At 48.5% G+C, this 24,277-nt stretch carries 27 protein-coding genes; 9 read left to right on the forward strand and 18 right to left on the reverse strand.

The window, feature by feature from the left end; translation table 11 throughout:
• Window positions 1-114: 114 nt before the first annotated feature.
• From ACN0T0_RS00465 to ACN0T0_RS00495, 7 genes are all read right to left on the reverse strand, one after another.
• On the reverse strand, window positions 115-1,032 hold the full coding sequence (locus tag ACN0T0_RS00465) for a glutaminase (RefSeq protein ID WP_417221963.1): 918 nt from the start codon (window positions 1,030-1,032) through the stop codon (window positions 115-117).
• A gap of 11 nt (window positions 1,033-1,043) precedes the next feature.
• Window positions 1,044-2,258 (reverse strand): DEAD/DEAH box helicase, encoded by a 1,215-nt coding sequence (locus ACN0T0_RS00470; protein ID WP_417221964.1) that lies wholly within the window; start codon window positions 2,256-2,258, stop codon window positions 1,044-1,046.
• A 149-nt stretch (window positions 2,259-2,407) separates the two neighbouring features.
• Window positions 2,408-3,148 (reverse strand): mobilization protein MobD, encoded by a 741-nt coding sequence (locus ACN0T0_RS00475; RefSeq protein ID WP_417221966.1) that lies wholly within the window; start codon window positions 3,146-3,148, stop codon window positions 2,408-2,410.
• 329 nt (window positions 3,149-3,477) lie between these two features.
• Window positions 3,478-3,780 (reverse strand): hypothetical protein, encoded by a 303-nt coding sequence (locus ACN0T0_RS00480; protein ID WP_417221968.1) that lies wholly within the window; start codon window positions 3,778-3,780, stop codon window positions 3,478-3,480.
• 19 nt (window positions 3,781-3,799) lie between these two features.
• Window positions 3,800-4,531, reverse strand: a complete 732-nt coding sequence (locus ACN0T0_RS00485; protein WP_417221970.1) for an ABC transporter ATP-binding protein — start codon at window positions 4,529-4,531, stop codon at window positions 3,800-3,802.
• A complete protein-coding gene (locus ACN0T0_RS00490) occupies window positions 4,516-5,298 on the reverse strand; it encodes an ABC transporter permease (RefSeq protein WP_417221972.1) in 783 nt (260 codons plus the stop codon). The genes ACN0T0_RS00485 and ACN0T0_RS00490 overlap by 16 nt, the downstream gene beginning before the upstream one ends.
• A 9-nt stretch (window positions 5,299-5,307) precedes the next feature.
• A complete protein-coding gene (locus ACN0T0_RS00495) occupies window positions 5,308-6,327 on the reverse strand; it encodes an ABC transporter substrate-binding protein (protein ID WP_417221974.1) in 1,020 nt (339 codons plus the stop codon).
• 203 nt (window positions 6,328-6,530) lie between these two features.
• Here ACN0T0_RS00495 and ACN0T0_RS00500 point away from each other — a divergent pair, with 203 nt between their 5' ends.
• From ACN0T0_RS00500 to ACN0T0_RS00525, 6 genes are all read left to right on the forward strand, one after another.
• The gene (locus ACN0T0_RS00500) at window positions 6,531-6,653 is read left to right on the forward strand and encodes a hypothetical protein (RefSeq protein WP_417221976.1); all 123 of its coding nucleotides are present in this window, start codon (window positions 6,531-6,533) and stop codon (window positions 6,651-6,653) included.
• Between the two features lie 215 nt (window positions 6,654-6,868).
• Window positions 6,869-7,174 (forward strand): ArsR/SmtB family transcription factor, encoded by a 306-nt coding sequence (locus ACN0T0_RS00505; RefSeq protein ID WP_417221977.1) that lies wholly within the window; start codon window positions 6,869-6,871, stop codon window positions 7,172-7,174.
• A 24-nt stretch (window positions 7,175-7,198) separates the two neighbouring features.
• The gene (locus ACN0T0_RS00510) at window positions 7,199-8,251 is read left to right on the forward strand and encodes an alkene reductase (protein WP_417221979.1); all 1,053 of its coding nucleotides are present in this window, start codon (window positions 7,199-7,201) and stop codon (window positions 8,249-8,251) included.
• A 284-nt stretch (window positions 8,252-8,535) separates the two neighbouring features.
• Complete coding sequence (gene pnuC, locus ACN0T0_RS00515) at window positions 8,536-9,195, forward strand: nicotinamide riboside transporter PnuC (RefSeq protein ID WP_417221981.1); 660 nt, start codon at window positions 8,536-8,538, stop codon at window positions 9,193-9,195.
• Window positions 9,156-9,704 (forward strand): AAA family ATPase, encoded by a 549-nt coding sequence (locus ACN0T0_RS00520; RefSeq protein ID WP_417221983.1) that lies wholly within the window; start codon window positions 9,156-9,158, stop codon window positions 9,702-9,704. The genes pnuC and ACN0T0_RS00520 overlap by 40 nt, the downstream gene beginning before the upstream one ends.
• 149 nt (window positions 9,705-9,853) lie before the next feature.
• The gene (locus tag ACN0T0_RS00525) at window positions 9,854-11,575 is read left to right on the forward strand and encodes a diguanylate cyclase (protein WP_417221985.1); all 1,722 of its coding nucleotides are present in this window, start codon (window positions 9,854-9,856) and stop codon (window positions 11,573-11,575) included.
• Window positions 11,576-11,707: 132 nt separating this feature from the next.
• On the opposite strand, the gene ACN0T0_RS00530 is transcribed toward ACN0T0_RS00525, so the two are convergent.
• Both ACN0T0_RS00530 and ACN0T0_RS00535 read right to left on the reverse strand, forming a co-directional pair.
• Window positions 11,708-12,211, reverse strand: a complete 504-nt coding sequence (locus tag ACN0T0_RS00530; RefSeq protein ID WP_417221986.1) for a hypothetical protein — start codon at window positions 12,209-12,211, stop codon at window positions 11,708-11,710.
• Window positions 12,212-12,358: 147 nt separating this feature from the next.
• Entirely contained in the window at window positions 12,359-12,988 is a 630-nt protein-coding gene (locus ACN0T0_RS00535; RefSeq protein WP_417221989.1) for a cation transporter, read from the reverse strand.
• 83 nt (window positions 12,989-13,071) lie between these two features.
• On the opposite strand from ACN0T0_RS00535, the gene ACN0T0_RS00540 reads away from it, so the two are divergent.
• Together ACN0T0_RS00540 and ACN0T0_RS00545 are read left to right on the forward strand one after the other, a co-directional pair.
• On the forward strand, window positions 13,072-13,503 hold the full coding sequence (locus ACN0T0_RS00540) for a MerR family transcriptional regulator (protein WP_417221992.1): 432 nt from the start codon (window positions 13,072-13,074) through the stop codon (window positions 13,501-13,503).
• Between the two features lie 355 nt (window positions 13,504-13,858).
• Window positions 13,859-14,833 (forward strand): GGDEF domain-containing protein, encoded by a 975-nt coding sequence (locus tag ACN0T0_RS00545; RefSeq protein WP_417221995.1) that lies wholly within the window; start codon window positions 13,859-13,861, stop codon window positions 14,831-14,833.
• A gap of 327 nt (window positions 14,834-15,160) precedes the next feature.
• Here ACN0T0_RS00545 and ACN0T0_RS00550 read toward each other — a convergent pair whose 3' ends face one another.
• The 3 genes from ACN0T0_RS00550 to ACN0T0_RS00560 form a co-directional block, all read right to left on the reverse strand.
• Window positions 15,161-16,024 (reverse strand): aminotransferase class IV, encoded by an 864-nt coding sequence (locus ACN0T0_RS00550; protein WP_417221998.1) that lies wholly within the window; start codon window positions 16,022-16,024, stop codon window positions 15,161-15,163.
• 393 nt (window positions 16,025-16,417) lie between these two features.
• Window positions 16,418-17,302, reverse strand: a complete 885-nt coding sequence (locus ACN0T0_RS00555) for a LysR family transcriptional regulator (RefSeq protein ID WP_417222000.1) — start codon at window positions 17,300-17,302, stop codon at window positions 16,418-16,420.
• A gap of 77 nt (window positions 17,303-17,379) precedes the next feature.
• Window positions 17,380-17,841, reverse strand: a complete 462-nt coding sequence (locus ACN0T0_RS00560; protein ID WP_417222003.1) for an Lrp/AsnC family transcriptional regulator — start codon at window positions 17,839-17,841, stop codon at window positions 17,380-17,382.
• A gap of 135 nt (window positions 17,842-17,976) precedes the next feature.
• On the opposite strand from ACN0T0_RS00560, the gene ACN0T0_RS00565 reads away from it, so the two are divergent.
• Complete coding sequence (locus tag ACN0T0_RS00565) at window positions 17,977-19,035, forward strand: PLP-dependent cysteine synthase family protein (protein ID WP_417222006.1); 1,059 nt, start codon at window positions 17,977-17,979, stop codon at window positions 19,033-19,035.
• 338 nt (window positions 19,036-19,373) lie between these two features.
• On the opposite strand, the gene ACN0T0_RS00570 is transcribed toward ACN0T0_RS00565, so the two are convergent.
• The 6 genes from ACN0T0_RS00570 to ACN0T0_RS00595 form a co-directional block, all read right to left on the reverse strand.
• The gene (locus tag ACN0T0_RS00570) at window positions 19,374-20,228 is read right to left on the reverse strand and encodes a DUF4392 domain-containing protein (protein WP_417222009.1); all 855 of its coding nucleotides are present in this window, start codon (window positions 20,226-20,228) and stop codon (window positions 19,374-19,376) included.
• Window positions 20,229-20,319: 91 nt separating this feature from the next.
• Complete coding sequence (locus ACN0T0_RS00575; protein ID WP_417222011.1) at window positions 20,320-21,258, reverse strand: biotin-dependent carboxyltransferase family protein; 939 nt, start codon at window positions 21,256-21,258, stop codon at window positions 20,320-20,322.
• Window positions 21,255-21,944, reverse strand: coding sequence for a 5-oxoprolinase subunit PxpB (pxpB, locus tag ACN0T0_RS00580; protein WP_417222014.1), 690 nt, complete (start codon window positions 21,942-21,944; stop codon window positions 21,255-21,257). Before pxpB ends, ACN0T0_RS00575 begins: the two co-directional genes overlap by 4 nt.
• A gap of 17 nt (window positions 21,945-21,961) precedes the next feature.
• The gene (locus ACN0T0_RS00585) at window positions 21,962-22,696 is read right to left on the reverse strand and encodes a 5-oxoprolinase subunit PxpA (protein WP_417222017.1); all 735 of its coding nucleotides are present in this window, start codon (window positions 22,694-22,696) and stop codon (window positions 21,962-21,964) included.
• A 14-nt stretch (window positions 22,697-22,710) separates the two neighbouring features.
• Window positions 22,711-23,499, reverse strand: a complete 789-nt coding sequence (locus ACN0T0_RS00590; RefSeq protein ID WP_417223372.1) for a putative hydro-lyase — start codon at window positions 23,497-23,499, stop codon at window positions 22,711-22,713.
• Between the two features lie 348 nt (window positions 23,500-23,847).
• Window positions 23,848-24,039 (reverse strand): hypothetical protein, encoded by a 192-nt coding sequence (locus ACN0T0_RS00595; RefSeq protein WP_417222018.1) that lies wholly within the window; start codon window positions 24,037-24,039, stop codon window positions 23,848-23,850.
• Window positions 24,040-24,277: the final 238 nt, after the last annotated feature.

Here is a 24,277-nt window from a genome sequence, read left to right on the forward strand (position 1 = left end):
CTCCATTATCTTGTTTATTCTGGCTGCTTACCAATACCGGTTTTTAATCAGTATTTAGGTAAACGCTCAGTGCTGTTTTAAACCATTGTGCCGATGTTAGGGCCACGTTGTACGCTAACCGAAGATTGACCAGCCGGTGTGTTGTACCAGTTTTTCCAGTGCTTCGGTGCCGAGTTTACTGTTGCCGACTTCATCCAAACCGGGTGACCAGACGGCGATGGAAGCCTTACCCGGCGCAACGGCCAAGATACCGCCACCGACACCGCTTTTGCCGGGCAGACCGACCCGGAAGGCGAACTCCCCGGAACCATCGTAGTGACCACACATCAGCATCAGCGAGTTGATGCGTCTGGCGCGTTCAGTTGAGACTACGCGAATACCGGTGACTGGATTGCGGCCATTATCGACTAGAAATAAGCCGGCTTTGGCCAGTTGATGGGTATTCATGGCGATTGAACAGTGATGGAAGTAGGTGCCTAAGACACAGTCAACAGGGTTTTCCATCCGTCCAAACGAGGCCATAAAGTGAGCCAAGGAAGCATTGCGATCGCCAGTGCTCAGTTCAGACAGGGCGACTTTTTCATCGATACTGATACTGTCATCGTCGGCGATAAAGCGCACAAACTGGAGTATTTCCCCGAGGGTTTCTTTCGGCTGGTGGCCCATCAGAATAGCATCAACGATAGCGATTGCGCCGGCATTGATAAAGGGGTTTCTTGGTTTACCCTGTTCATGTTCCAGTTGGACGATGGAGTTAAACGGATCCCCTGAGGGTTCGCGTCCTACCCGTGACCAGACGGCGCCACCGAGTTTGCCGAGGGCGATTGTCAGGGTAAAGACTTTAGAAATACTCTGAATCGAGAACAGTTGATCGCTGTGACCGGCGCTAAAGACTCGGCCATCGGCCATCGCAACGGTGATGGCAAACTGTTTTGGATCAACACAGGCCAATTGTGGAATATAATCCGCCACGTGGCCCCGTTCGTCGCTCGCGCCAATCGTGGCGACGATCTCATCGAGAATCGCTTGCATCAGTTTGCCTCCTATCGTCTACGTGAACGACCTCTGGGTTTCGCCGAATTACCTCGACCACGGCCCTTTTTAGGGGTGTGGGAAAAATCCTGCTCTAGGCTCGGCTCATAACCCGGTAACCATTGCTGCATCAGATGGGTATCGAGAATTTTATGTACCTCATCAAGCAGCCATTTTTCATCGGCGCTTAACAGTGTTATCGCGGTGCCGGTTTCGCCCGCCCGGCCAGTGCGGCCAATACGGTGGATATAATCTTCCGCATTGTGGGGCAGTTCATAGTTGATCACATACTTGAGTTGTGGAATATCTAAACCACGGGACGCGACATCGGTGGCAACCAAGACACGAATCGAACCCTCTTTAAATCCTTCCAGTGCTCGTTCACGGGCACCTTGGGATTTGTCGCCATGTATCGCCGCGGTTTTTAAGCCATCTTTACACATCTCTTTGGCGAGATCGTCGGCGCCCTGTTTAGTGCGGGTAAACACCAACACCTGCTGCCAGTTCTTAGAGCCAATCAGATAGGAGGTGATCTCACGCTTACGGTGTTTGTCTACTTCATAGGCGATCTGTTCGACTTGGCTGGCGGCGGCATTACGCTGATCCACCTCGATAAGTTCAGGGTTATTAAGCAGTTGTTGGCTGAGTTTAAAGATCGCATCATCAAAGGTGGCTGAAAACAGCAGGGTTTGCCGCTCTTTCTGCATAGTCCGAAGAATGCGTTTGATATCATCGATAAAGCCCATGTCAAGCATACGATCGGCTTCATCTAAAACGAAATAGGTCAGCGCGCTTAAATCAATTGCTTGGCGAGAGAGTAGGTCAATCAATCGGCCCGGTGTCGCCACGAGAATATCCACGCCCTGTTCTATCGCACTGAGCTGAGGGTTAATACTAACGCCCCCGTAGGCGATGACGGTATGCAGTGGTAGATATTGGCCGTAGTCTTTAAAACTTTGGCCAACTTGCTGGGCGAGTTCCCGGGTGGGCGTCAATACCAGCGCTTTAACCGTAGAGGCCGCGCTGGTGACATCGGCGAGGGCATGCAGAATCGGCAGCGCGAAGGCGGCGGTTTTGCCGGTCCCGGTTTGGGCACCCGCCATAACATCCTGTTGATTTAAAATAGCGGGAATGGCGGCTTGTTGAATCGGCGTCGGCTGCTGATAGCCCAGCTCTTCAACCGCTTTTAACAGTGATGGGTGTAACCCAAATGATGCGAAACTCATAACCTAGCCTTAACGTTGGAATAGGCGCGAGTTTAGCAGATAAGTGGGCTTTTTGCGGCGTTAAAACATTGAGCAACGTGGCTTTAATTTACCGGACTTGAGTGAATATCAAGCCCGGCACATTAGCCATATGATTGGTTAACGAGTTATTACCCTTGGCTGATTAAGTTATCGAGGGTTTGTTGGATTTTATTCACCCACACACGGCTGCGTTGTCTTTCCATCAGTCCAAGGTGTGGTTGTTCATTGTCTTTTAAATTGGCGGCCGCCCAAAAACTCAGCCCCAGCTTTTCAATCTTTTGCATGGTCGGTGTATGCAGGGCCGGGATATAAAACTGTTGGATCGGTTGGCTCTGAACGCCGTTGTCAAAATCAGTGCTGTTAGTCGGGCTGAGATACGACTGTTGCAGCTGACTTAATGCTTCAATATTTGAAAAATCAGTGCCTCGCCCTTGGTTCTTCGCCACAATAACATCGAGTTGATGGCTGTATTTGTTGAGGAAGTTTTCCAGTAGATTTACTGAATCGGGGCCGCTATCGACGGCATACCAGTAGACTAGTTTAATGCCCATCTCTTGGCACATGTCGATAACGCCATTTTCTTCAATCCAGCGATCGAGAAAGCGTTCGCTTTGTGCTGGAAGGTCGATTAGGACATTACAATCATCCTCTAATGCCAGTTCCATAATCTGATCGATACTTTCAAAGTGATCAAGATTAATTGTTCGGGTGTAATCGAGGTAATAGCGACTAAGTGTCGGGTGTGACTGATCGGCATCCAAGCCGACATAGGGTTGTGACTTATCCAAGAAATATTGTGATAGCAGACGGGATAATACCGATTTGCCTACTCCGCCTTTTTCACCACCGACAAAATGAATCGTACTCATGTATTTAATACCCGTAATAATCGTTAAGTGTAATACTGAGGTATAAAATGCGCTAATGAATAAGGGATTTCAAGCCTATTACGTTAATCATTGGTCTGAGGCGGTAAATCCGTCTAAATGCACTCTGCATTAGGGCCTAAGTGATGAAGAACTACAGCTTAGGATCTCATTCAACCAGATCTTGCTGCTTGTCATATATGATCAACTTAACGAGTGCAGGCTTTTATTATTTCGGCCTTGCACCCGTGAAGGGAATGCTTTGAATGTTTAGATTAAAGGGTTCTGACCCATTTAATAGGCTCGGGTATTGATTAGCTGACAGGCAACTCTTAAGCGCGAAGATAAGACCAACCAGCGGCTTGCTGATGAGCAAGGTACTGCACAGCGGCGTCCACCAGCTTAATGTCTGCCTGAGCCGTCAGGGATTGCGCTTGTAGGCTATTACGACACATCACCAGTCGACTTAAAATATCTGAGTCTGTCAAGGTGACCGCCGCTGCCATTGCGGGGCCATTGACGACGATTTCCACCTGGGCATCGGGTTCTAATTTGAGTAAATTACGAGCGTTATTTTGTGCTCGCTTTAATGCATCCACTGTTGGTGCATGGATCAACAATTGAGTAACGGGCATGAGACTGTCCTTCTAAAAATTAAAGTGCGTTTGCGATCTCTTGAGCCATTTTTTGCAATCTGTCTGTGCCGCGATCTCTTGGACGGGGCAGATCAATGGGTTTATCTAACACGACGTTCGCCGGTGAACCCGATAGTACAATGACTCGATCGGCTAAATACACCGCTTCTTCAATATCGTGGGTGATAAACATCACGGCTTTACGCGTCTGTTCCCAGATCGCCAGTAACTGATCTTGTAAATGCTGACGGGTGATGGCATCCACCGCACTAAAGGGCTCATCCATCAACAACAAATGAGGCTTTACCGCTAATGCTCGGGCAATGCCGCCCCGTTGTACTTGTCCACCTGACAACTGGTGTGGCCAACGCTCTGCTAGCTCGTCCAGGCGAGTCAGTTTTAATACTTCGTCTATACGATTGTGTTTTTCTTCGGCGGTCAGTTTGAGCCCTGTCAGCCCGTAAGCCACATTACTGCGCAATCGACGCCAAGGCATAAGGCGGCCATCTTGAAACACTACGCTGCGAGAGCGTCGGGTTTCGTCTTCTTCCACGTTTAGCGAAATAGTGCCATGACTCGCTGAGGTAAGGTCAGCGACACAACGTAACAGGGTTGATTTACCCACACCCGAGCCACCAATGACCGCTATAAACTCGCCGTCTTCTATTTGAAGATTCAAATGAGCAAACACAGGGTCAGGATTGTTGCCGTAGTGATAACTCAGATCTTCGATCTTTAGGATGGGCGCCATGTTAACACTCGCTTTTCAATCAAACCAAATAGGGTATCGCTCAAGGTATACACCAGAGAGATAATCAGCATGTAAACCACAACCACTTCGTAAGCGCCTACGCCGGCGGCTGAATTCATCTCTTGTCCCATACCCGGAACGCCCAACAATTCGGCGGCGATTAAGGTCATCCACGCTTGTCCGATACCGGTACGAATGCCTGAAAAAATACCGGTGGCAGCACCCGGTAGGGTTACTTGAAAGGTTTGGCGTAAATGGCCATTTTGACCAAAAGCACGGGCCAGTTCATAAAAACGAGAGTCCACATTACGTACGGCAGAGTAGGTTGCAAAGTAGTTGACCCAGAATACACCTATGGCAATCACGAAGGCGGCGCCCGCATGACTTACTTTAAACCAAGCGATGGCAAAGACCACCCACGCCAATGGCGGAATGGGGCGTAGAATCCGTGCGAGCAAGGCATGTAATGCGTCTAACAGTGATGAAGACGCCGCTAATGTGCCCACTAAGAAACCAAGAAACGTACCAATCGCCAAGCCCCACGCGTAATGCACTAAACTTGAGAGGACGGCTGGCATTAAACGCTCGGATGTCCATTCATCAACCAGTGCTTGTGGCAGTTTAAAGGGGTCTGGAATGGTGCCAGCCGCCGCCCAACCTGCCGCTTGCGCGTATTTCCATAACAGTACAAATGCTGCTACACCTATTATTCCCAGTAAAGCACGCCCCCATTGTGAGCGTGTCAAAGGGTGAGTGTGTGATTCCATAAGGTGGAATTACTCCCTAATGAGTTCGTTATAAAAACGAACATCAAACAGTGCGTTTAGGTCAACGCTTGCTTTAAGCGTGCCTTGACTGGCTTGAAAATCACGCATGGTACGGGTGCCATCTATGATGGCGTTCGGATCTGCTTCGAACTGATCGTGTGAGTTGTGCAACGCATTCAAAACAATCTTGCTAGGTAAACGACCACCACCGACGTATTTGCCAACCGCTTTGACCGCCTTTTCTGGTGCATCACGCAGTTCATGGGTGGCGGCGATATGTGCTTTCACGAGCGCTTTCACCAATTCAGGATGCTCATTGATCAACGATTCACGCACGGCTAATACCGCGCCTGGTTGATGAGGGAACATACCCGAGCCTGAGGCTACGACTTTTGCATCGGATTTTTTATCACGAATAATACTAACAACTGGCTCTAAAATAGCTGCGCCATCGACCGCTTCGGTCATGAGTGCTTGCTGTACCTGAGCTGCGCCTTGGTAAATGAGGTCGATGTTTTGCTTAATCTCATCACGGCTCATACCTAACTGGTTCTGCAACCAATACTGCAAGACTGTTTCTGGTACTGAACCCCTAGGGAAGGTGGATATAACAGCTTTGCGGCCTTTATCCGCTTGAAAGCGGGCAAACGCTGTTTTTGCATCACTATTCTCAAAGTAAGGAGACAGTTCGCCTAGGGCGACCATGCTGATTTGTTCAACAATGTTAGAGGCAACCACTTTAATGTCTGCCCCTTTGGCACGCGCAACCATGGCAGGTCCAATACCAAGGTAGGCAACATCTAATTGACCGGCTAGCAGCGCTTGCACAATAGCGGGGCCATTTTGAAATTGGAACAACTTAGGATCGCTCACGCCGGCGTTTTTCAAGGTGTCGCCTTCCAAAACAATAAAAGCTTGGGAAATAGGGATAATGGGCATATAGCCAATTTCAAGGTTTTTGTCGGCCGCAGTCACTAAACTACTCCAGCCACACAAGAACAAGGTCATCAGGGCCACGAATCGGGACATTAGAGTACTCCAGAGAATTAAAATTTGGCTATGAATTATATATAAACTAAAAGAATATCAAAGTATATTTTAAGATCGTTTTGAACTAAACAAATAAGCTATTTTATCGGGGAGCAATAGATAGACCTTTTTACAAGAAACATAAAAGTAAAAGGGGCAGGTCGTGTTTTTGAACGAATCTAAGGCTCTGTTGGAGCGCTTTGTTGGAACAGATTATTTTTCATTTTCAGAAAGCGTTTATTAAACCCTTCATAAATCATCTGCTGGCCATGATCTATAAGGGCGATAGTGGTTTACATGCGAGTCAGGTCGAAGCGCAACCTTAATTAGGCTTGTATATCGACCTGTAACGATATATATTTCGTTATATCGTGTTTTTACGATATTTGGCATTTTGATTCATTTATGTCCATGGCGCTCGATAGTGCAAGGTGATGAATTTGTCATGCAGAACTGAAAACCAGTATTCAGCGTTAAATTGATTTTATGTGATGAAGCAGAATTGTAAAAATGACAGTCCGCGTATACCAAAAGGAAGGCTATGAGCGCTGCTGAACTCGATGAGATGATCAAAGCACTGTCACATCCCGTGCGCCGAGATATCTTACACTGGCTAAAACAACCTGAGCTGTTTTTTGCTGATCAGGAACACCCACTGAGTTTTGGTGTGTGTGCCGGGATGATTGATCGACAAGCCGGTTTATCCCAGTCAACGGTGTCGGCGCATCTGGCAACGTTACAGCGGGCCGGATTTATCAGTAGCAAAAAACTGGGGCAGTGGAATTTCTTTATGCGTAATGAGGCTGTGATTCAGCAGTTTATTGCGCGTCTAAACGAACAGCTTTAATAAACGTACCGATAGGAAACGTGAATGCCTACTCTTTTTGATCCGATCACCTTGGGTGATTTGACCCTTAAAAACCGTATTGTTATGTCACCATTAACCCGTTGCCGCGCCGATGAAGGTCGAGTGCCAAACGCGTTGATGGCTGAATATTACCGCCAACGCAGTAGTGCTGGTTTGATTTTGTCTGAAGCGACGTCAGTAACGCCGATGGGGGTGGGTTACCCCGATACTCCGGGCATCTGGTCCGCTGAGCAGGTAGCGGGTTGGCAGCTCGTCACCGATGCGGTTCATCAGGCTGGTGGGCGTATCTTCCTGCAGTTGTGGCATGTGGGGCGTATCTCCGATCCGCTGTATCTTGATGGTGAGTTGCCGGTTGCCCCGAGTGCTGTTAAACCTGCGGGCCATGTTAGCCTCGTGCGGCCGGTGAAAGATTATGTTGAGCCCCGGGCGATGACATTGGCAGAGATTGAAGCGGTTATCGGCGATTTCCGTCAGGGCGCGGAGAATGCTAAAGCGGCTGGTTTTGATGGTGTGCATATCCATGGGGCTAACGGTTATCTGCTGGACGAATTTTTGCAAGACAGTACTAACCAGCGTGATGACCAGTATGGCGGTTCATTAGAAAACCGTGCCCGCTTAATGCTGGAGGTCACCGATGCCTGTATCGAGGTTTGGGGTAAAGATCGCGTGGCGATGCACTTAGCACCGCGAACGGATGCCCATGATATGGGGGATTCAAACCCGAAAGCGACCTTTAGCTATGTGGCTACAGAACTAGGTAAGCGAGGAATTGCCTTTATTTCAACGCGAGAACATGCCGCCGATGACAGTCTAACGCCGTTGTTAAAAGAGCACTTTGGTGGCCCGGTAATCGCCAATGAGAAGTTCACTAAAGCGCTGGCTAATCAGTGGTTAGCCGATGGTAAAGCCGACGCGATTGCCTTTGGTGTACCTTTTATTGCCAACCCAGATCTGCCGAAACGGTTAGAACTCGATGCAGAGCTCAATCCACCCCGTTCGAACCTGTTTTATGCTCAAGGGGCTGAGGGGTACACCGATTACCCAACGCTGACTTAATAACGTTAATGAATCGCCCACTGCTGCGTGAATAACGAGTGATTGGGCGTTACGAATGACAACAGAAGCCTGTATTATGCAGGCTTTTTTTGTTGTTAGCGTTCATGCCTAAGTTACGCCGCCTTTGCGGGTTTTGTCCCTAGGCGCAGAGTGTCAGGTTAGTGATAAAGGATGCGTCTAGCGGTGGAGTGGTTTATGGCTGCGTCATTGAGTCTTGGCTGTTAAGAAGAACGGTCAAGCAGAATCGTTAAGTTGAGTAAGCAGTAGAGCTAGATAGAGTTATGATGGAAACTAATCTTTTAGCCACGATTGAGTGGTTGCAGTTATTTGGCAGTACTCCACTGGAAATACTGGCGACAAGCAGTGCTATCGTGGCTGTGATTTTGATTGCCCGGCAGCATATGCTGGGGTGGCCGCTGGGCATCCTTTGGGCATCTCTTTCGGCTTGGCTGGCAATTACCGAATGGCAATTGGTGTCCGATGGTATTCTCTATCTCTTCTATATACCGATTCAACTGTATTGCTGGCGGGCTTGGGTTATCGGTGGCGCAGTTCAGACAGCACCTTTTATACCCAGATGGTTAACCGGGCAGCGGCAATTAGCCTTGCTGGTAGCCGCCATCATCTGCATTGTCGTATGGGGACAAGGGATTTTGGTCTTGGCAGAGCAGGTCAGCTGGATTCCTCAGCCATCGTTATTATGGTTGGATGCGACTACCACCGTGTTAAGCTTTTTTGCTCAGTTTTTACAAGCGCGTAAGCGGATGGAAAACTGGGTTATCTGGACCATCGTTAATATGCTGGGTATCTATATCTATTGGCTAAAAGGTTCGCCTATTTATTCAATTCAGTATGGTATTTTCCTCGTGCTTGGCATCTATGGTTGGATTCAGTGGCATCGGTCATGTCAATCGTGCCCGCAATCGTCAGCGGTAAATCCCTGATGCGGATCGTGATCACCGGGGCGGAGTCTTGCGGCAAAAGCACCTTAACCGAGCAGCTGAGTCAGCGGTTAAACCTTCCTTTTGCCGCGGAATATGCTCGTGTTTACTTAGAGCAGAATGGACCTGATTATGACCTTGATCAACTGGTACACCTGAGTCAGCTCCATCGGCACTATCAGCAAGCCGAGGTAGGGGATTCCCCGTTAGGCATTTTTGATACGGATCTGATCAATTATAAAATCTGGGCTGAGGTGGTATTTGGCCACTGTCCGGCGATGATCAGTGATGCAATGGCGGAAGAGTCATCCCACCGCTATTTGCTCTGTAAGCCTGATATTCCTTGGCAGCCCGATCCATTGCGGCATAACCCCAATGATCGGGAGATGCTTTATCAGCGCCATTTGAGTGAAATACAGCGATTAAATCGGCGTTATGAAATTGTTGAAGGGGTGGGAGAGCAACGTTTGACCAATGCATTGGCGGCGTCAGAACGGCTGCTTTTAGGTTAGGCAGGGTATTTGGCATTCCGTTAGCCCTATAAAAATAGTTTGCTGAGTATTGAAATCCTTGTGTTGTACTCTTTCGGCCACGAATCGGTTAGGATGAAGAATATGCTCTGGAAGTACTCACTTGTGACCGCGTTAATAGAAGGCAATTAATGATCTGCACCCGCCCCCGTGCCGTTTTTTCATTCCTGTTGATTTTGTGTATTTTCCTCTTTTCTGGTGCGTCATTCGCCACGACTCAAACTCAGATCCCAACTCAGGTTATTGGCAGCGATACGATAAAGCTCGAGACGTTCAGGATGGGCTATTTTGTTGATAAAACAGAAGCGATGACGTTTGCGGATGTGCAACCGCAAACCTTTGTACCCTCGGCCAATGGATTATCGTTGGGCACCACCTCGAAGGCTACCTGGGTAAAGATCGAACTAGAGAATGCTAACTCTTCGCCGATTAAGGTTTATCTTCACCATCCGTATGCTTATCACAACAGTAAGGTTGAGCTGTATGAGGTGGTCGATGGCCAGCTAACCCGCTCCCGCGTGCTGGATATGGACGATAAAACGACGTTGCAATGGATGTATCGTGGTAGCGCGGTGTTTGATATTGAGCTGCAGGCGTCGCAACATAAGACGCTGTTTGTCAAAAGCCAAGCGTTTTCTCATCAATGGTTCGTGCTGAATCTTTACGATGAAAATCAATCTAAACGGGCACTGCTTGGTCAGTACACCGATATCGCGCTCTTGGTCGGGATGATATTGGCGCTGATTATCTATAACTTTTTGCTGTTCTTCTCTTCGCGGTTAAGAGAGCACTTTTTCTACGCCTGTTATCTGGTTTCGGGTGGCTTTTGGATAGCCCTCTCCTATGGCTTGTTGGCTGATCTGTTCGATGTTTATGGCAGTATTACGCTGAAGTGGCATCTATCGTTAGTGTCTATGCCGATTTTTATCTTGCTGTTTATGATCAATATTTTTGAAACCAAGAAAAAATATCCCGTTGAACATTGGGCGTTGCTGTCCATTCTGACACTGTTAACCGGTGAGTTTATCTATGGCTTATTTGATATTGTTACCGCACTAAAGTATTCCAGTACATTGGCCGCGATCATGATGCTCGTTACACTCTGTGTGACCTTGTCTATGTTGATACGTAAGCATCCTATCGCCTTTTTCTTTTTGTTGGGGCATGGCTTATTTATTGCTTTTAGCGTGTTAGCGGTTTTATTTTATAAGGGAAAAATCGCTTTTAATTATGTTAACAGTCATGGCGTCGGTATTGGCATCGTGCTTGAAGCATTGGTGTTGGCACTGATCATCGCCTACCGTATTCGCTCCCTAGAAAGTTTAAAAGCGAACCAGGCTGACCTTCAGCTATTAGCCTCAACAGACCCCTTAACACAGTTGTTTAACCGTCGTCATTTTAGTCTTGCTGCGAACCAGTTATTAGAGCTAGCGGCACAAGCACAACAACCAGTCTCTATTGCGATTATCGATATCGATCACTTTAAAGTCATTAATGATACCTATGGGCATGCACTAGGTGATAAATCCATTAAACAGGTTGCCGATGTCATTCGATCTCAGTGTCGTCACGAAGATCTACTGGCGCGTTATGGCGGTGAAGAGTTCGTGATTATGATGCCTGATACTTTTGGTCAAGAGGGTTTCTCGTTGTCTGAACGGATTCGCCAGACAATCGAGACCATGACTTTGAAAATGGATCGCGAACAGTCGGTCAGCTTTACCATCAGTGTCGGTATTGCCGAAGTGGACGCTACAGCACCGGATCTGCAAGACACCATCAACCGGGCTGATAAAGCACTGTATCAAGCGAAAAATAGCGGCAGAAACCAGTCGCAGTTATACCGGGTTTAAGCCTAGTTAAAAGGCGAGTTCGCTGCATTAGCTTATATACTATCGGGTAGCTGAAAGGGTGCTGGGTGAACATTGCCCATCTATTAAATAGCAGGGTCGCTGAAAGTGCTTCGGCTAACCTGCTTGACCATCTTAATATTTGCCCATCTCCAGCAGCGTCGAGGCACTGACTTTATCATCGGTAAGCGTTTTGATCGTCACATAGTAGGCATGACCTTTACCGCCAGAGCATGGCGGCATATAAGCACCGGCTTTATCCCAACCAGGGCTGCGGTGTGCTTCAATCATTTTGAATTCAGCAGGGAGGTCAAAACTATGCCCAGTAACCGAAGGTATGGTTACTTGATGTGCCGATGAATTGAGCGTGAATTGCATGATGCCATGTCCGCCGTTATTCATCTTTGCAGAATCACGGTCGCTGTATGCCAGTACGATTGCGTTAGTGCCCGCTGGAATGTCACTGACAATCAGTGCTGGTGTGGATGGGTTTTGTCCTGCAAATTTTTGGCATTGTTGGCCAGCAGGTATTTGCTCGCCGTCCCAAGCCGTATCTGCAAATTTAGCCTCTAGAGCGAATACGTTAGCACTCATCATTGAGATTACGGCTAATGGCAAAAGTAATTTGGAGTGGTTCATAACGGCTCCTATTGCGGTGGATTTTGTTCTGCATATCGGCAACGCATGACGTCAGTATAGGCAGGGTTTGTTATATAGCTCTCCCAGTATAGTGATAATAACCTGAGCCGTGATTAAGTTGTGTCGATGGTGGTTAGATTATTGTCGCTATTGTGACTCAGTGCGTAATTCCGTTAGCGCATGTTTCATTACTTCTAGGGCCGCGCTTAGGCTCAGCGCTGCGATGAGGGCTGCAACGGCAAGGTCGGGCCAGCCGGTGTCGGTTGCAATGACGCCGCCTGCGGCGAGCATGACGGCGATATTACCGAATGCATCATTGCGGCTACATAACCAAATCGAGCGCATATTGCTGTCGCCGCTGCGGTAGCGAAACAGCAGTAAGGCAACCACAACGTTAACGGCCAGTGCCGACAGGCCGATGGTGCCCATCACAATAGGGTCGGGGACGCTGCCGGTATAGGCGCGGTAGATAGCGCTGCCAATGACCCAAAGGCCGAAAATAGCCATCGTAGCGCTCTTAAACAGGGCTGCTTTTGCGCGGACATGCAGTGCCATTGCGATGACGAATAAGGTAATCCCGTAGTTCACAGCGTCGCCGAAGAAGTCCAGAGCATCGGCTTGTAATGATATTGAGCCGCTGGCAATACTGCCTGCGATCTCGACAAAAAACATCGCAGCGTTACTTAAGAGCGCGATCCATAAGATACGCCGGAACAGTGGATTATTGCGTTCAGCATCCGTTGTATTGTCACTAGCACAGCTATTACACCCCGCCATGATTGATACTCCCATTTATTTATTAGGCTAAAAAACATAGTCTACAACCTACAGTCGCTGTAGGTTCAAGAGGAACTTTGAAAATGGCACAGCAGTTTTCGATTGGTGAAATGGCTAAGGTTGGCAATTGTAAGGTGCAGACTATCCGCTATTACGAAGAGATCGGCTTATTACTGAAGCCGGGTCGCACGGCGGGTAATCAGCGTATCTATTTGCAGGCACATCGTGATCGCCTGAATTTTATCCGTCATAGCCGTGAACTGGGTTTTTCACTGGAGCAGATTCGAACAATATTGGCGTTAAATGATGATCCGAGCCATTGTTGCGCTGAGGTGGATAAGATCGCCCACGCGCACCTAAGTGAAGTTGAATCAAAAATTGCTCGGCTAGAGGATATGCGCACAGAACTGAAGCGAATGATCGGCGCGTGTGCAGGAGGGCAGGTATCTGATTGCCGTATCATCGAAGCCCTCTCTGATCATCGCTTGTGTCTATCGGAGGCACATCAGAAATGACCTAGGTTACTGTTATCTTGAGGGTTTAATCAGCAGCGCTTTTTGCTTGCATTGAGTTCGCTAGCCTTATAGTGGGCAAGTAAAAAAAATAGCTCAAGGGTTATTCTGCAGGAGAAATAAGCGTTATAGTGTCAGCTTAGGTCTTGGTTCGCTTTGCGCAATGGCGTCATTGGCGGTAAAGCAACTTGCAGTGACTTGATGAGATTGTCCTGGTAACACGAGGGTGTCTCTCTATGTAGATCGCATGTTAGGTCAAACAGACTGATCCGTTTCAGTCGGACAAGCAAAACATATTTACCTGCTTGTTAATGTGACCGCCTGATAGGCATAATGTTTTTTTGACTGCGAGAGTTTTATGATCAATCAGCTACAGGAAAAATATCAACAGTCGTTATTGTTGTTACTCAGTTCTGTTGCTTCAATGGGTATCTTCCCCTTTGTGGTCATGCGTTATCTTCGAGGCGATGTGTCCGGTGCGATTATTGATGTGCTGTTGATTTTAGGTATCACATCGTTAGTCGCTTATGGCTATTTCTGCAAGAAGGTCCGGTTGGTCAGCGCTATCATCGCCATATTTATCAATATCGGGGTTGTCGTGGTGGTTGTCGCGAACGGTGTCGATAGTTTTTTGTGGATCTATCCGGTTTTAGCCAGCACCTTTGTTCTGATCAAGCCACTAGAAGCCTTATTTATCAATGTTGTGGTCGGTACTTCGCTGCTGTTCTTGGCGGATATTTTTGATACGGTCTCGGTGCTTTCCTATGTGGTGACTATCTTGATGCTTTCGATAAGCACTTTTGTGTATGCCAGCCATAGTGCAAAACAGTTTGATTTGCTTGAAAAGCTCAATACGGTTGATCCGTTAACGGGGGCTTTAAATCGCCGAGCGATGAATAGCGATATGAATGCTGCTCTAGCCAACGCCGAGCGCAACGGTATAGAGCAGCTATTGGCCATTCTTGATTTAGATTACTTCAAAGCGGTAAATGATAAGTATGGTCATGCTGTTGGCGACCAAGTACTGCAGGATTTTGTCGCCATTATCACCTCGCATATTCGACAATATGATCGGCTCTATCGCTTTGGTGGCGAGGAGTTTGTGTTATTGATTTCGGGGGGGAGTGAGCAACAACAGGCGTTTATTCACAACCTTAAAGCCGCCATTAAAAACACCTTAAAAACCCCCGATGGTGATGAAATAACAGTGTCATTTGGTGTTGCTGCTTGGGTGCCGGGCACCACCGCAGATACTTGGTTGCAACGCGCAGATGACGCACTATACCTTGCTAAGGCAAACGGTCGAGACTGTGCCGTGTTCAATAATGATTAGCTAACTTGGTTTGCTTACATTCTCCATTTTATACCTCAAAGACGTTTCTATCTTGTTGCAACGCTTTCTCATCTATCCTGATTAGCTTCGCTGAGCCAATCCCTCGGGGGTATCGTTTGCTATCCCGATGGTTATGCGAGAGGAGATCGTATTCTGAATATAAAAACTCAGGTTGGTAGCTGGCGGGTTGATGATATGAGGCCTGCTTTATGCAGGTCGGTGTTAGCAAGCAACAAAAAGGCCCGATAACGGCTTATCGTTATCAGGCCTTTTGGCAGCGTCTCATCAATGCTGAGATGCGTTAAGCGCTTACAAAACTAGTAGGGCTTAGTAGTCGAATTTTGCCGCTGTGTAGATGTTGAAGGCTTTTTCCCAGATTTCGCCGACTTCACCATTACCGACAGGCTTGCCGTCTAGTTTAGTGACCGGAGCGATCTCTTTAGATGAGCTGGTTACCCAAACTTCGTCAGCATTACGGACTTCATCCATTGTAACGGTGCGTTCTTCCAGTTTCAGAGAGCCGTCAGCTTTGATGCTGTCGATGATGATGCGACGGGTAATACCCGGCAGGATCTGGTTGTCTTGAATTGGGGTGATAATCACGCCATCTTTAACGATGAAAGCGTTACAAGAACTACCTTCAGTCAGCTCACCTTTGGCATTGTAAAGCAGTGCTTCGTCGTTGCCGCTCGAGTGGCCTTCCTGATAGTGGATAACGTTACCGAGCAGTGCAGTCGACTTAATATGGCAACGCTGCCAGCGTAAATCTTCAGTGCTGATCAAGCTGTACTGATGTACTTTAGCACGGTCAGCTGGCTCAGGAGATTTGATGCCGAAAGCAAAGCAGAAGATGGTTGGTTCAACGTTTTCTGGGTAAGCGTGGTTACGCTTAGTGTCAGTACCACGGGAAACGTGTACGTATACGCCCAAGTTTTCGCCGAGGCCGCTGTTTTTGGCAATCAGATCATCAAGCAGCGTTTTCCACTCGTCAGCAGTGTGGCTATTTTTGATCTCGATGATGGATAAGCCGTTGATCATACGGTTGATATGAGGCATCAGGCCTACAGATTTACCGTTGTAGTATGGAATTACTTCATAGATACCATCACCAAATAAGAAACCACGGTCGAGTGGAGAGATGCGGGCTTCTTCTAGTGGTAAGTATTCGCCATTCAGGTAAGCAATGCTCATATTAACCTTCCTTAAACTGTTAGGGACAATGCGGGATCGGCAGCCTGAGAAAATAGACAGGGCTGTATCGCCTTACTAGCAATGTCCGGAATTATTTGACACTGAGTCGCTGAGTAACATTTGATCGGGAATCGATCGGAGGACAGCTTCCGGGTCTCGTGATCGTGCAGCAAACCGAGCCGTGCTTGTGGCGGGAAGCTATAGGTTTACTGCAATATGACTTTTTGGGTTGCGTCCAGTTTCTAAGAAAAGTGGAATAGTTGCAATAGCTGGAAAAAGATAAGAAAAATAATCTGTATCTTCGGCTTATTTAGGAAGATCTGTTGAAAAAAAAGATGATGCAGTTATAACGCCTATCCATTATAAGGTTATGACTAAACTTCATAGCAGCGCTTAGGCGGTTTTGACGATGATATCTCGGCCGCTTTTAACTAATAGCTGCGGTAAAATCCGATCATCGTCCAAACGCCAGCAGGCGCAAAAAGCCAGTTCGGGTGGTGTGGGGCCGGGATTAAACTGGATCAATCGTCCCTGTTCGAGATGGGGGCGAATCACCGCTTCAGGCAACAGTGCCATCCCCGCACCTTCGAGGGTGAGGGTGAGTAAGTTGGCTACCGAGCTGCAGGTATGAAATATCGGTGTTTCTTCAAGCGGTCGAAACAACTGTTGTAGGTAATCCCAGGGGCGAGTATCTCGAGGAAAACTCAGAATAGGGGATTGGCACAGTTCTTCGACACTGTTCACGGGGTTCTGTGCTAAGCGCAGCGGCGTCGTGCACCAATACTGAGGAAAACTGCAGAGCGGCTCTGTCACCAGTCCAGACTGATCATTATCCCCTGCCACCATAAAGGCGAGATCCAACTGATTATCCCGTAACTGGCGGGTGAGGGTTGGCGTGACATCACTGATCAATTCAAACGACATGAGTGGATGTTGTTGCTGCCATTGTTGTAGTAGTGGTGACAGATAGAGGTGCGCCAGAGTATCGGTAATGCCGATTCTGAGGGTGCCCTTTTGTGGGTTTTGATCGGTGATCTGCTGTTTCATCTCCTGACTGATGGCCAGCAGTTTTTCCGCGTAGGGTAATAGTTGTAGGCCACGTGAGGAGATGCGTGTGCCGCTTTTATCGCGGATAAATAATTGCGCGCCGAGTTCTTCTTCCAGTGCGTGGATTCTGGCCGATATCGCCGGTTGTGTGGCATGTAGTTGTTGAGCGGCGGCATGAAAACTACCCAGACGGGCAACATTAACAAAAGTGTTTAGGTTTCTCAGTCGCATGGATATAAGGCTCAGCAGATAGTAGTGCCACTATATACAAGCAGATCAATGCTTGGAAGCGGTGCACAGATGAAGTTTTAACAGTTTGTCAGTGGCAGTCGGGTAGAGAACTTAATCTCCTCCATGGCAAAACTGGATGTGACATCGGTTAAGCCTGGCACCTCACTAATTAGCTTTTTATAGAAACGGTCAAACGAGTGGATATCTTGGGTAGCTACCCGAATAAGATAATCCCATTCCCCTGCCATCCGGTAGCATTCCATCACCTCATCAAAACGTAATATTGATGCAGCAAAGTTTGTCAGCCATTGTTCTTCATGTTGCTGTGTTTTGATATGTACAAACACCGAAACACCGGCACCCACTTTGGCGCTATCGAGCAGGGCGACACGGGCTTTGATCACGCCACTGTCTTCTAGCCGTTTAATGCGTTTCCAGCAGGGGGTTGTCGATAGGTTAACCTGTTCGGCAATGTCGGCAACCGACAGGGTTATATCCTGTTGCAGTATGGTGAGAATTTTTTTGTCGATACTGTCCATAAGAAATAATCCCCCAGTTTGTTAAGAATAAGAAAAATTATTCTATATATTGGGCTTTTTTGCCAGTAAAAGGCAAAAAATATCTCTATCGACAGCTCTATACTGTAGACCTAAATAACGTATAAGGAGTGGGTCATGAGTGCTTGGATACAAGAGGCGGTGGCGCTGATTAAAGCGGATGCACAGCGCTCAGCAGATACTCATTTGATTAAACTTGAGCTGCCGATCTTGGCGGGGGTTGATCTCTACCTAAAAGATGAGAGTAGTCATCCGACGGGAAGTCTAAAGCATCGCTTGGCTCGTTCACTGTTTTTATATGCTTTATGTAATGGTCAGATCCGCCAGGATACTACCGTCATCGAAGCATCATCTGGTAGTACTGCAGTATCAGAAGCCTATTTTGCGCGGATGATTGGTGTGCCTTTTGTTGCTGTGATGCCGCGTAAAACCGCTAAAGCTAAAATTAAACAGGTCGAATTTTATGGCGGACGTTGTCACTTTGTTGAATGTGCCACCGAAATGCATGATGCGGCCGCAGCTTTAGCCCAAGAGTGTAACGGTCACTTTATGGATCAGTTTCGTTATGCCGAGCGGGCAACCGACTGGCGGGGTAACAGCAATATTGCCGAAAGTATCTTTAGGCAGATGAAGCTTGAGAGCCACCCGGTACCCAGTGCGATTGTGATGAGTGCAGGCACCGGAGGCACTACTGCAACATTGGGCCGGTATATCCGTTATAAGGGGTTTAATACTCTGCTATTAGCGGTCGATCCTGAGAATTCGGTGTTTTATGACGTGTGGCAAACCGGTGATCGCTCTATTGAAATTCATCAGGGTGGGCGGATCGAAGGCATCGGACGGCCTAAAGCGGAAGAATCTTTTCAGCCCAGTGTCATTGATCGGATGATCAAAGTACCGGATGGCGCGTCTGTCGCCGCCATGGAGTGGCTGGAGCAGTTAACCGGCCGGAGAGTCGGTGCATCAACAGGCACTAATCTTTGGGGGATGTTAACTTTGGCGGTGGAAATGTATCAGCGCGGTGAGACAGGCTCTTTGGTAACGCTGATCTGCGATAGTGGTGAACGTTATCTCGATAGTTATTACGACCGCGACTGGGTGATGCAGAATATCGGTGATATTACTGTCTATCAACAGCAGCTAGCAGCAATGTTAGATGGCTGTTGTCGGTCATAGCCATAAGGCAAAAAAAGCTGCAGTGTTTGTTGGGTTATTGCGCTAAAGCAAAGGAACTACAGCAAAGCACAGCGGCGTGGATCGCGCGCCTCCGTGCCTATCATAAAGCGACGGTGCGAGGTTTCTGGTGGGCCTACTCTACTAGTACGCTTACTTATTAGGCTGTCTGCTGTTTGTTTTTCCTGTTACAAACGAGGGCTTAAAGCGTTTTTTTTGCTGCTTCCATGATTCAATAAAAAAGGCCGATGTTAGTTACATCAGCCTTTTTAGATTAGCGAGAAAACCACCATAGAACAGCGTAATAGCCAGTCTTGAATGGTGGTTTTGCACTTTGAATATTAGTCGGTATAGCCGATCAAAGCACGTAATCCGGCAATCACGCTGTCGCCTTCTTCCAACGGCAGGCCATCTTCGGTGAGCTGATTGATGCGGGTAACCCCATCGACACTGCCTAGTTTAGATAGATATTCGATAATGGCGAGCGGGTCGGTTTCACCCAATAGATCACGGCCGCTCCAGAGGCTGAAGAAGGTGATCAGGCCATAAGCACCCCAGTTGGATACATCGGCGATCAGCAATTCATCCACACAGGTGGCGGCAGGGGTGATATCTAAACCTTTGATTGCTTCGGTGATGTTACCCATGCCGATTTCGTTACCACCATCACCAATACCAATCGTTGGGCATTTCGCATTGTTGACAAAGGTGTCAAAACAGGCGGTACGTGCGCTAATGCTTTCGCCACGCATGTTGTAGTAGTCGCCGTCAGCTGCTTGTCCTGGGCGTTCAATTGATAGCACCGCATCGGGGTTGTAGTTGTAAAGTGCTTGGAAGGCTTCAAGGGTGCGCTCTTGGTGTTCACCAACACGGATCTCATGAACGCGGTACTTGTCCATCAGTGCTTGAGACACCGGTGGGCCGCAGACTAAAACGGGGGTAGCACCGAGTTTTTCGAGGGCATCGTAAAGTGCAATAGCACCCAATGGTCCGTCGGTTTCAAAGGTGTCGACAACGGGAAAACCGGTGCCGATCAGAACGTGGCCTCGGCACTTATACAGCGTGCGGGCGGCGCGCAGATAATAGCCGGTGGATAGGGCGGGCTGAACTGTTTTCATGCCGCGCAGGTTACGTGCAACTAACAGGTCTTCAACCTGCTTGCTCAGCACTGTTTCGTTGATCTGATTCTGTGACATAGAGAGTTCGCTCTTTAGTAATTTTGCAAAGGGCCGGCGTTGTACATAGGGCCGGCCATGTGATGTTTGGTTACTGTGTTAACAAGACTGTTTAGTCGACTGGTTCTGGCTCGGTATTGTTAAACCGTACATGCGCTAAGCAGTGCAGGTTGTGGGCATCATCGATGGTGATTTCATCGAAGGATATCCGTGAACCGGGCAGTAGCTGTGCCATACGGGCGGTATCCATTGCAATCATGGAGCCTATTTTGGGATAGCCGCCAATGGTTTGCCGATCATTCAGCAACACAATGGGTTGGCCATCGGCTGGAATCTGAATCGCACCATGACAAATACCTTCTGACAAAATGCCATCAATGGTGGGTTTTACTTCCGGGCCTTCTAGGCGATAACCCATACGGTCGGCGCGATCTGTAACTTTATACTCGCTGCTAAAGAACAGCCGTTTTTGATAGTCGCTGAAGGCATTTTGCTGATAACCCGTAATCACCCGCAGGCTAATATTATCGGCATAATCAGGCCGGTGGGTTTCGGCTAAACGGAAACCACGGTGCGTCGTTGATGCGCTGCAATTGAGAAAGTCGCCTTGCTGTAGTTTTTCACCGGTAAAGCCGCCGATGCCTTCACGGGTGACGGTGGCGCTACTAGAAAAACTATGTTCAACCTGAAAACCGCCGCTGACGGCTAGGTAGGCACGGGCTCCCTGAGCTGAAAAGCCGACTTCAATTTTGTCGCCGGCTTTGACCTTATGAGCATGCCAGCGATCTTGTTCAACGCCATTAATCTTTAATGGCATTTCGGCGCCGGTCAGCACGATCTGTGCATCGGTATCCGCTAGCAGTACCAACCCGCCAAAGCTAATTTCTAGGGCGGTGGTATTGAGTGGGTTGTCGACCAGTCGGTTGGCCCATTTGAAGGCTTGCGAATCGAGCGGGCCGCCGGTGGTTAAACCGATCCGGTGATGGCCAAAACGGCCGGCATCCTGAATCAGTGTTAACAGCCCTGGTTGGATCACTTTAAAACCGCTCATTTGATCTCTCCCAATTCGCCACCGAGGGCAAAAAATTCGTCTCGGCTGATAGGGTTAAATTTGATACGGTCGCCAACCTGCACCGGCATGGTGGGGGTGGCTTTAGGATCAAACATATGCGTCGGACACAGACCGATAAGGTTCCAGCCACCGGGGGATACCGCCGGATAAACGGCGGTTTGGCGGTCAGCGATAGCGATAGCGCCTCGGGGAACCTTCATTCTTGGGGTCGATAGGCGTGGCGCAGCAATGCGCTCGTCGACTTCGCCAAGGTAGGCAAAGCCAGGAGCAAAGCCGATAGCGTAGACGCGGTATTCCATCTCGCTATGTAGCTTAATAACATCATCAATACTTAAGTCGGCGCGTTGAGCCAACGCTTCCAAGTCAGGGCCAGATTCGGTGCTGTAATAGGCGGGGAGGACGACTAGGTTGCCCTCACTGTTGTCACTGTCACCTAATTGGCTTAATACTTGGCGAATGCAGCGGCGCACTTCCAGGTGATCGGTTGCCAATTGGTCATAAATCACCAAAAGGGAGGCATAGGAGGGCACCATGTCAATCAGCTTGCCGCTCAATTCAGATTCAAGAATTGTCACGGCCTGTTGTACCTGCGCCGACACCCGAGGGTCGGTTTTTTCACCAAAATAGATAATCAGGGCATTCTCACCCGCGACATCAATACGCATATTGGCCACCTCGGTTATCATTGACTGATCAATTCGCGAATTTCTTGGATCGCATTGACGCCATCCATATTATCGCCATGCACACAGAGCGTATCGGCCCGCAGTGTTAGAGTTTCACCACTAACGGTGGTGACGGTGCCCAGCTCTTTGAGTTGCTTAACCTGCGCGAGCATCTTTTCTTTGTTATGCACTGCACCGGGTTTGGTGCGTGACAGTAGCTTGCCATCATCGTCATAACAACGGTCGGCGAAGACTTCAAACCATAGTTCTAGGCCGATGCTATTCGCTTCTTGCTGATGCAGTTCTGCTTGGGGTGTGCTTTGTAGCATTAATACTAATGGACGGTGATATTCCGACACCGCTTGCATGATGGTGGCGCGAATCGCGCTATCGGCCATCATGTCGTTGTACATAGCACCGTGGGGTTTAACGTAGGTTAGCGTTTGTCCCTGTGTGGTGGCCATGCCATCGATGGCGGCAATCTGATAGAGCACCATCGCCTTCAGTTCGGCGGCGCTGGCGCTAATGCTACGACGACCAAAGCCGACGAGATCAGGGTAGCCGGGATGAGCGCCGATGGTGACATTGTTTTGTTTCGCCAGAGCTAAGGTTTTTTGCAGCACCAGTGGGTCACCCGCGTGAAAACCGCAGGCGATGTTCGCTTGATCAATAAAGGGCATTACGGCTTCATCGAGGCCCATTTTCCAAGAACCGAAACTTTCACCCAGATCGCAATTGAGACGTAAAGACATCGTTGTTACTCCTCTTACAAAATGGCCAGACGGCTGTTGGGTAAATCCGTAATGAGCATGTGACCTGGACTATGAGTGATGCAGAAATCGGGTTTGGCTTGTTCAATGGCGACCTGAGGTGTCACACCACAGGCCCAAAACACCGGCAGCTCACCCTCTTTAATGGTGACCGCATCGCCAAAGTCTGGAGTGTTAATATCGTGGATACCGATTTGCGCTGGATCGCCTAGGTGTAAGGGGGCACCGTGTACTGATGGGAAACGGGTACAGATCTGCACCGCACGGATGGCATCGGCAGCTTTCATCGGGCGCATGCTGACCACCGTGGTGCCACTGAAACGGCCGGCACTTTTACATTCAATATTGGTGCGGTACATTGGCACGTTAACCCCTTCAGTGATATTACGTACTTCAAGGCCGTCGGCGATCAGGGCTTCTTCGAAAGAGAATGAACAGCCCAGGACAAAGGTGACAAGATCATCACGCCAGAATGATTTAAGATCCGCGACTTCCTGCGTTAGCACGCCATGTTCGTAGATGCGGTATTTAGGGACATCGCTACGGATATCGATATCTTGGCCAAGATCGCCAAGCATAAATTCACCGGGTTGGCTGGACATGCCAACAATCGGGCAGGGCTTGGGATTCTTTTGGCAGAACTGCAGAAAATCGTTTGCCCAGTCTTGCGGCATAATGGCGAGGTTGCCTTGTACAAACCCCTGGCCGAAACCCGAGGTATTGCCGGTAAACTCACCACGACGAATCTGTTGGCGGATTTCAAAAGGTGTCATCTCTTTGTTCATCAGTAAAGCCTTATTCTGCGGGCCGCATAGCGCGGCGATTCTTGAATTGTCGTTACCTTTCAGTGCTATCGCTTCATGGAGGAAACGCTGTTGGAGCATTCACCGGCACAGGGTGTCAGGTGATAATATCTATGTTGCAAGGCTATAGCTTAACCCTTGCGGTGATAAAAAGATGCAGGACGCGGGCGAGAGTGCCTGAGGAGTGTGCGCTAGACCGTATAATGCCAAGACGGCATAGAGCTTGCGCTATTCCTGAATGGCAAGGGGATGACTGACCAGGATCGCTGGCCAGTCGGTTAACTGAGTATCTACTGGTGCAGAGATATCAGTTTAAAAACCTATTGGCGCTTACTGCGCGGCCATCCACTGATCAACCTGCTCCTTGGTGCGACCGAAAAACACCACCCGGGCAGTTGTATTCAGGCTACCGTTGTGCCCGATAGTACGGCGATAAACCCACCAGCTGTTTTCGGCTTTCGCAATGATTTCGTCAACGTGACGCAGTTGCTGAAATTGGTTCAGCGCTATCATTGTGCTCATGGTGTTTGTCGCTCTCCTATTAGAATCATCATTATCAATAAGACATTATTGTGGCGGTGCTATGGTGGGCTGTCTAATGAATAATCGCTTACAGATCTGATAACTTTTTTTTATCAGTCAGTGCGGTGTTGATGATCGCGATTAAGGCTGGGGCTAGTGACTTTATAGTGCTATTCGTTCTCATAGAGGAAAGGTAGGGCTGACGCGATAGCGTCCGTATAGGGGGTGAGCTAGGCTG

The organism is Amphritea sp. (assembly GCF_048266285.1).
Classification (GTDB): domain Bacteria; phylum Pseudomonadota; class Gammaproteobacteria; order Pseudomonadales; family Balneatricaceae; genus Amphritea.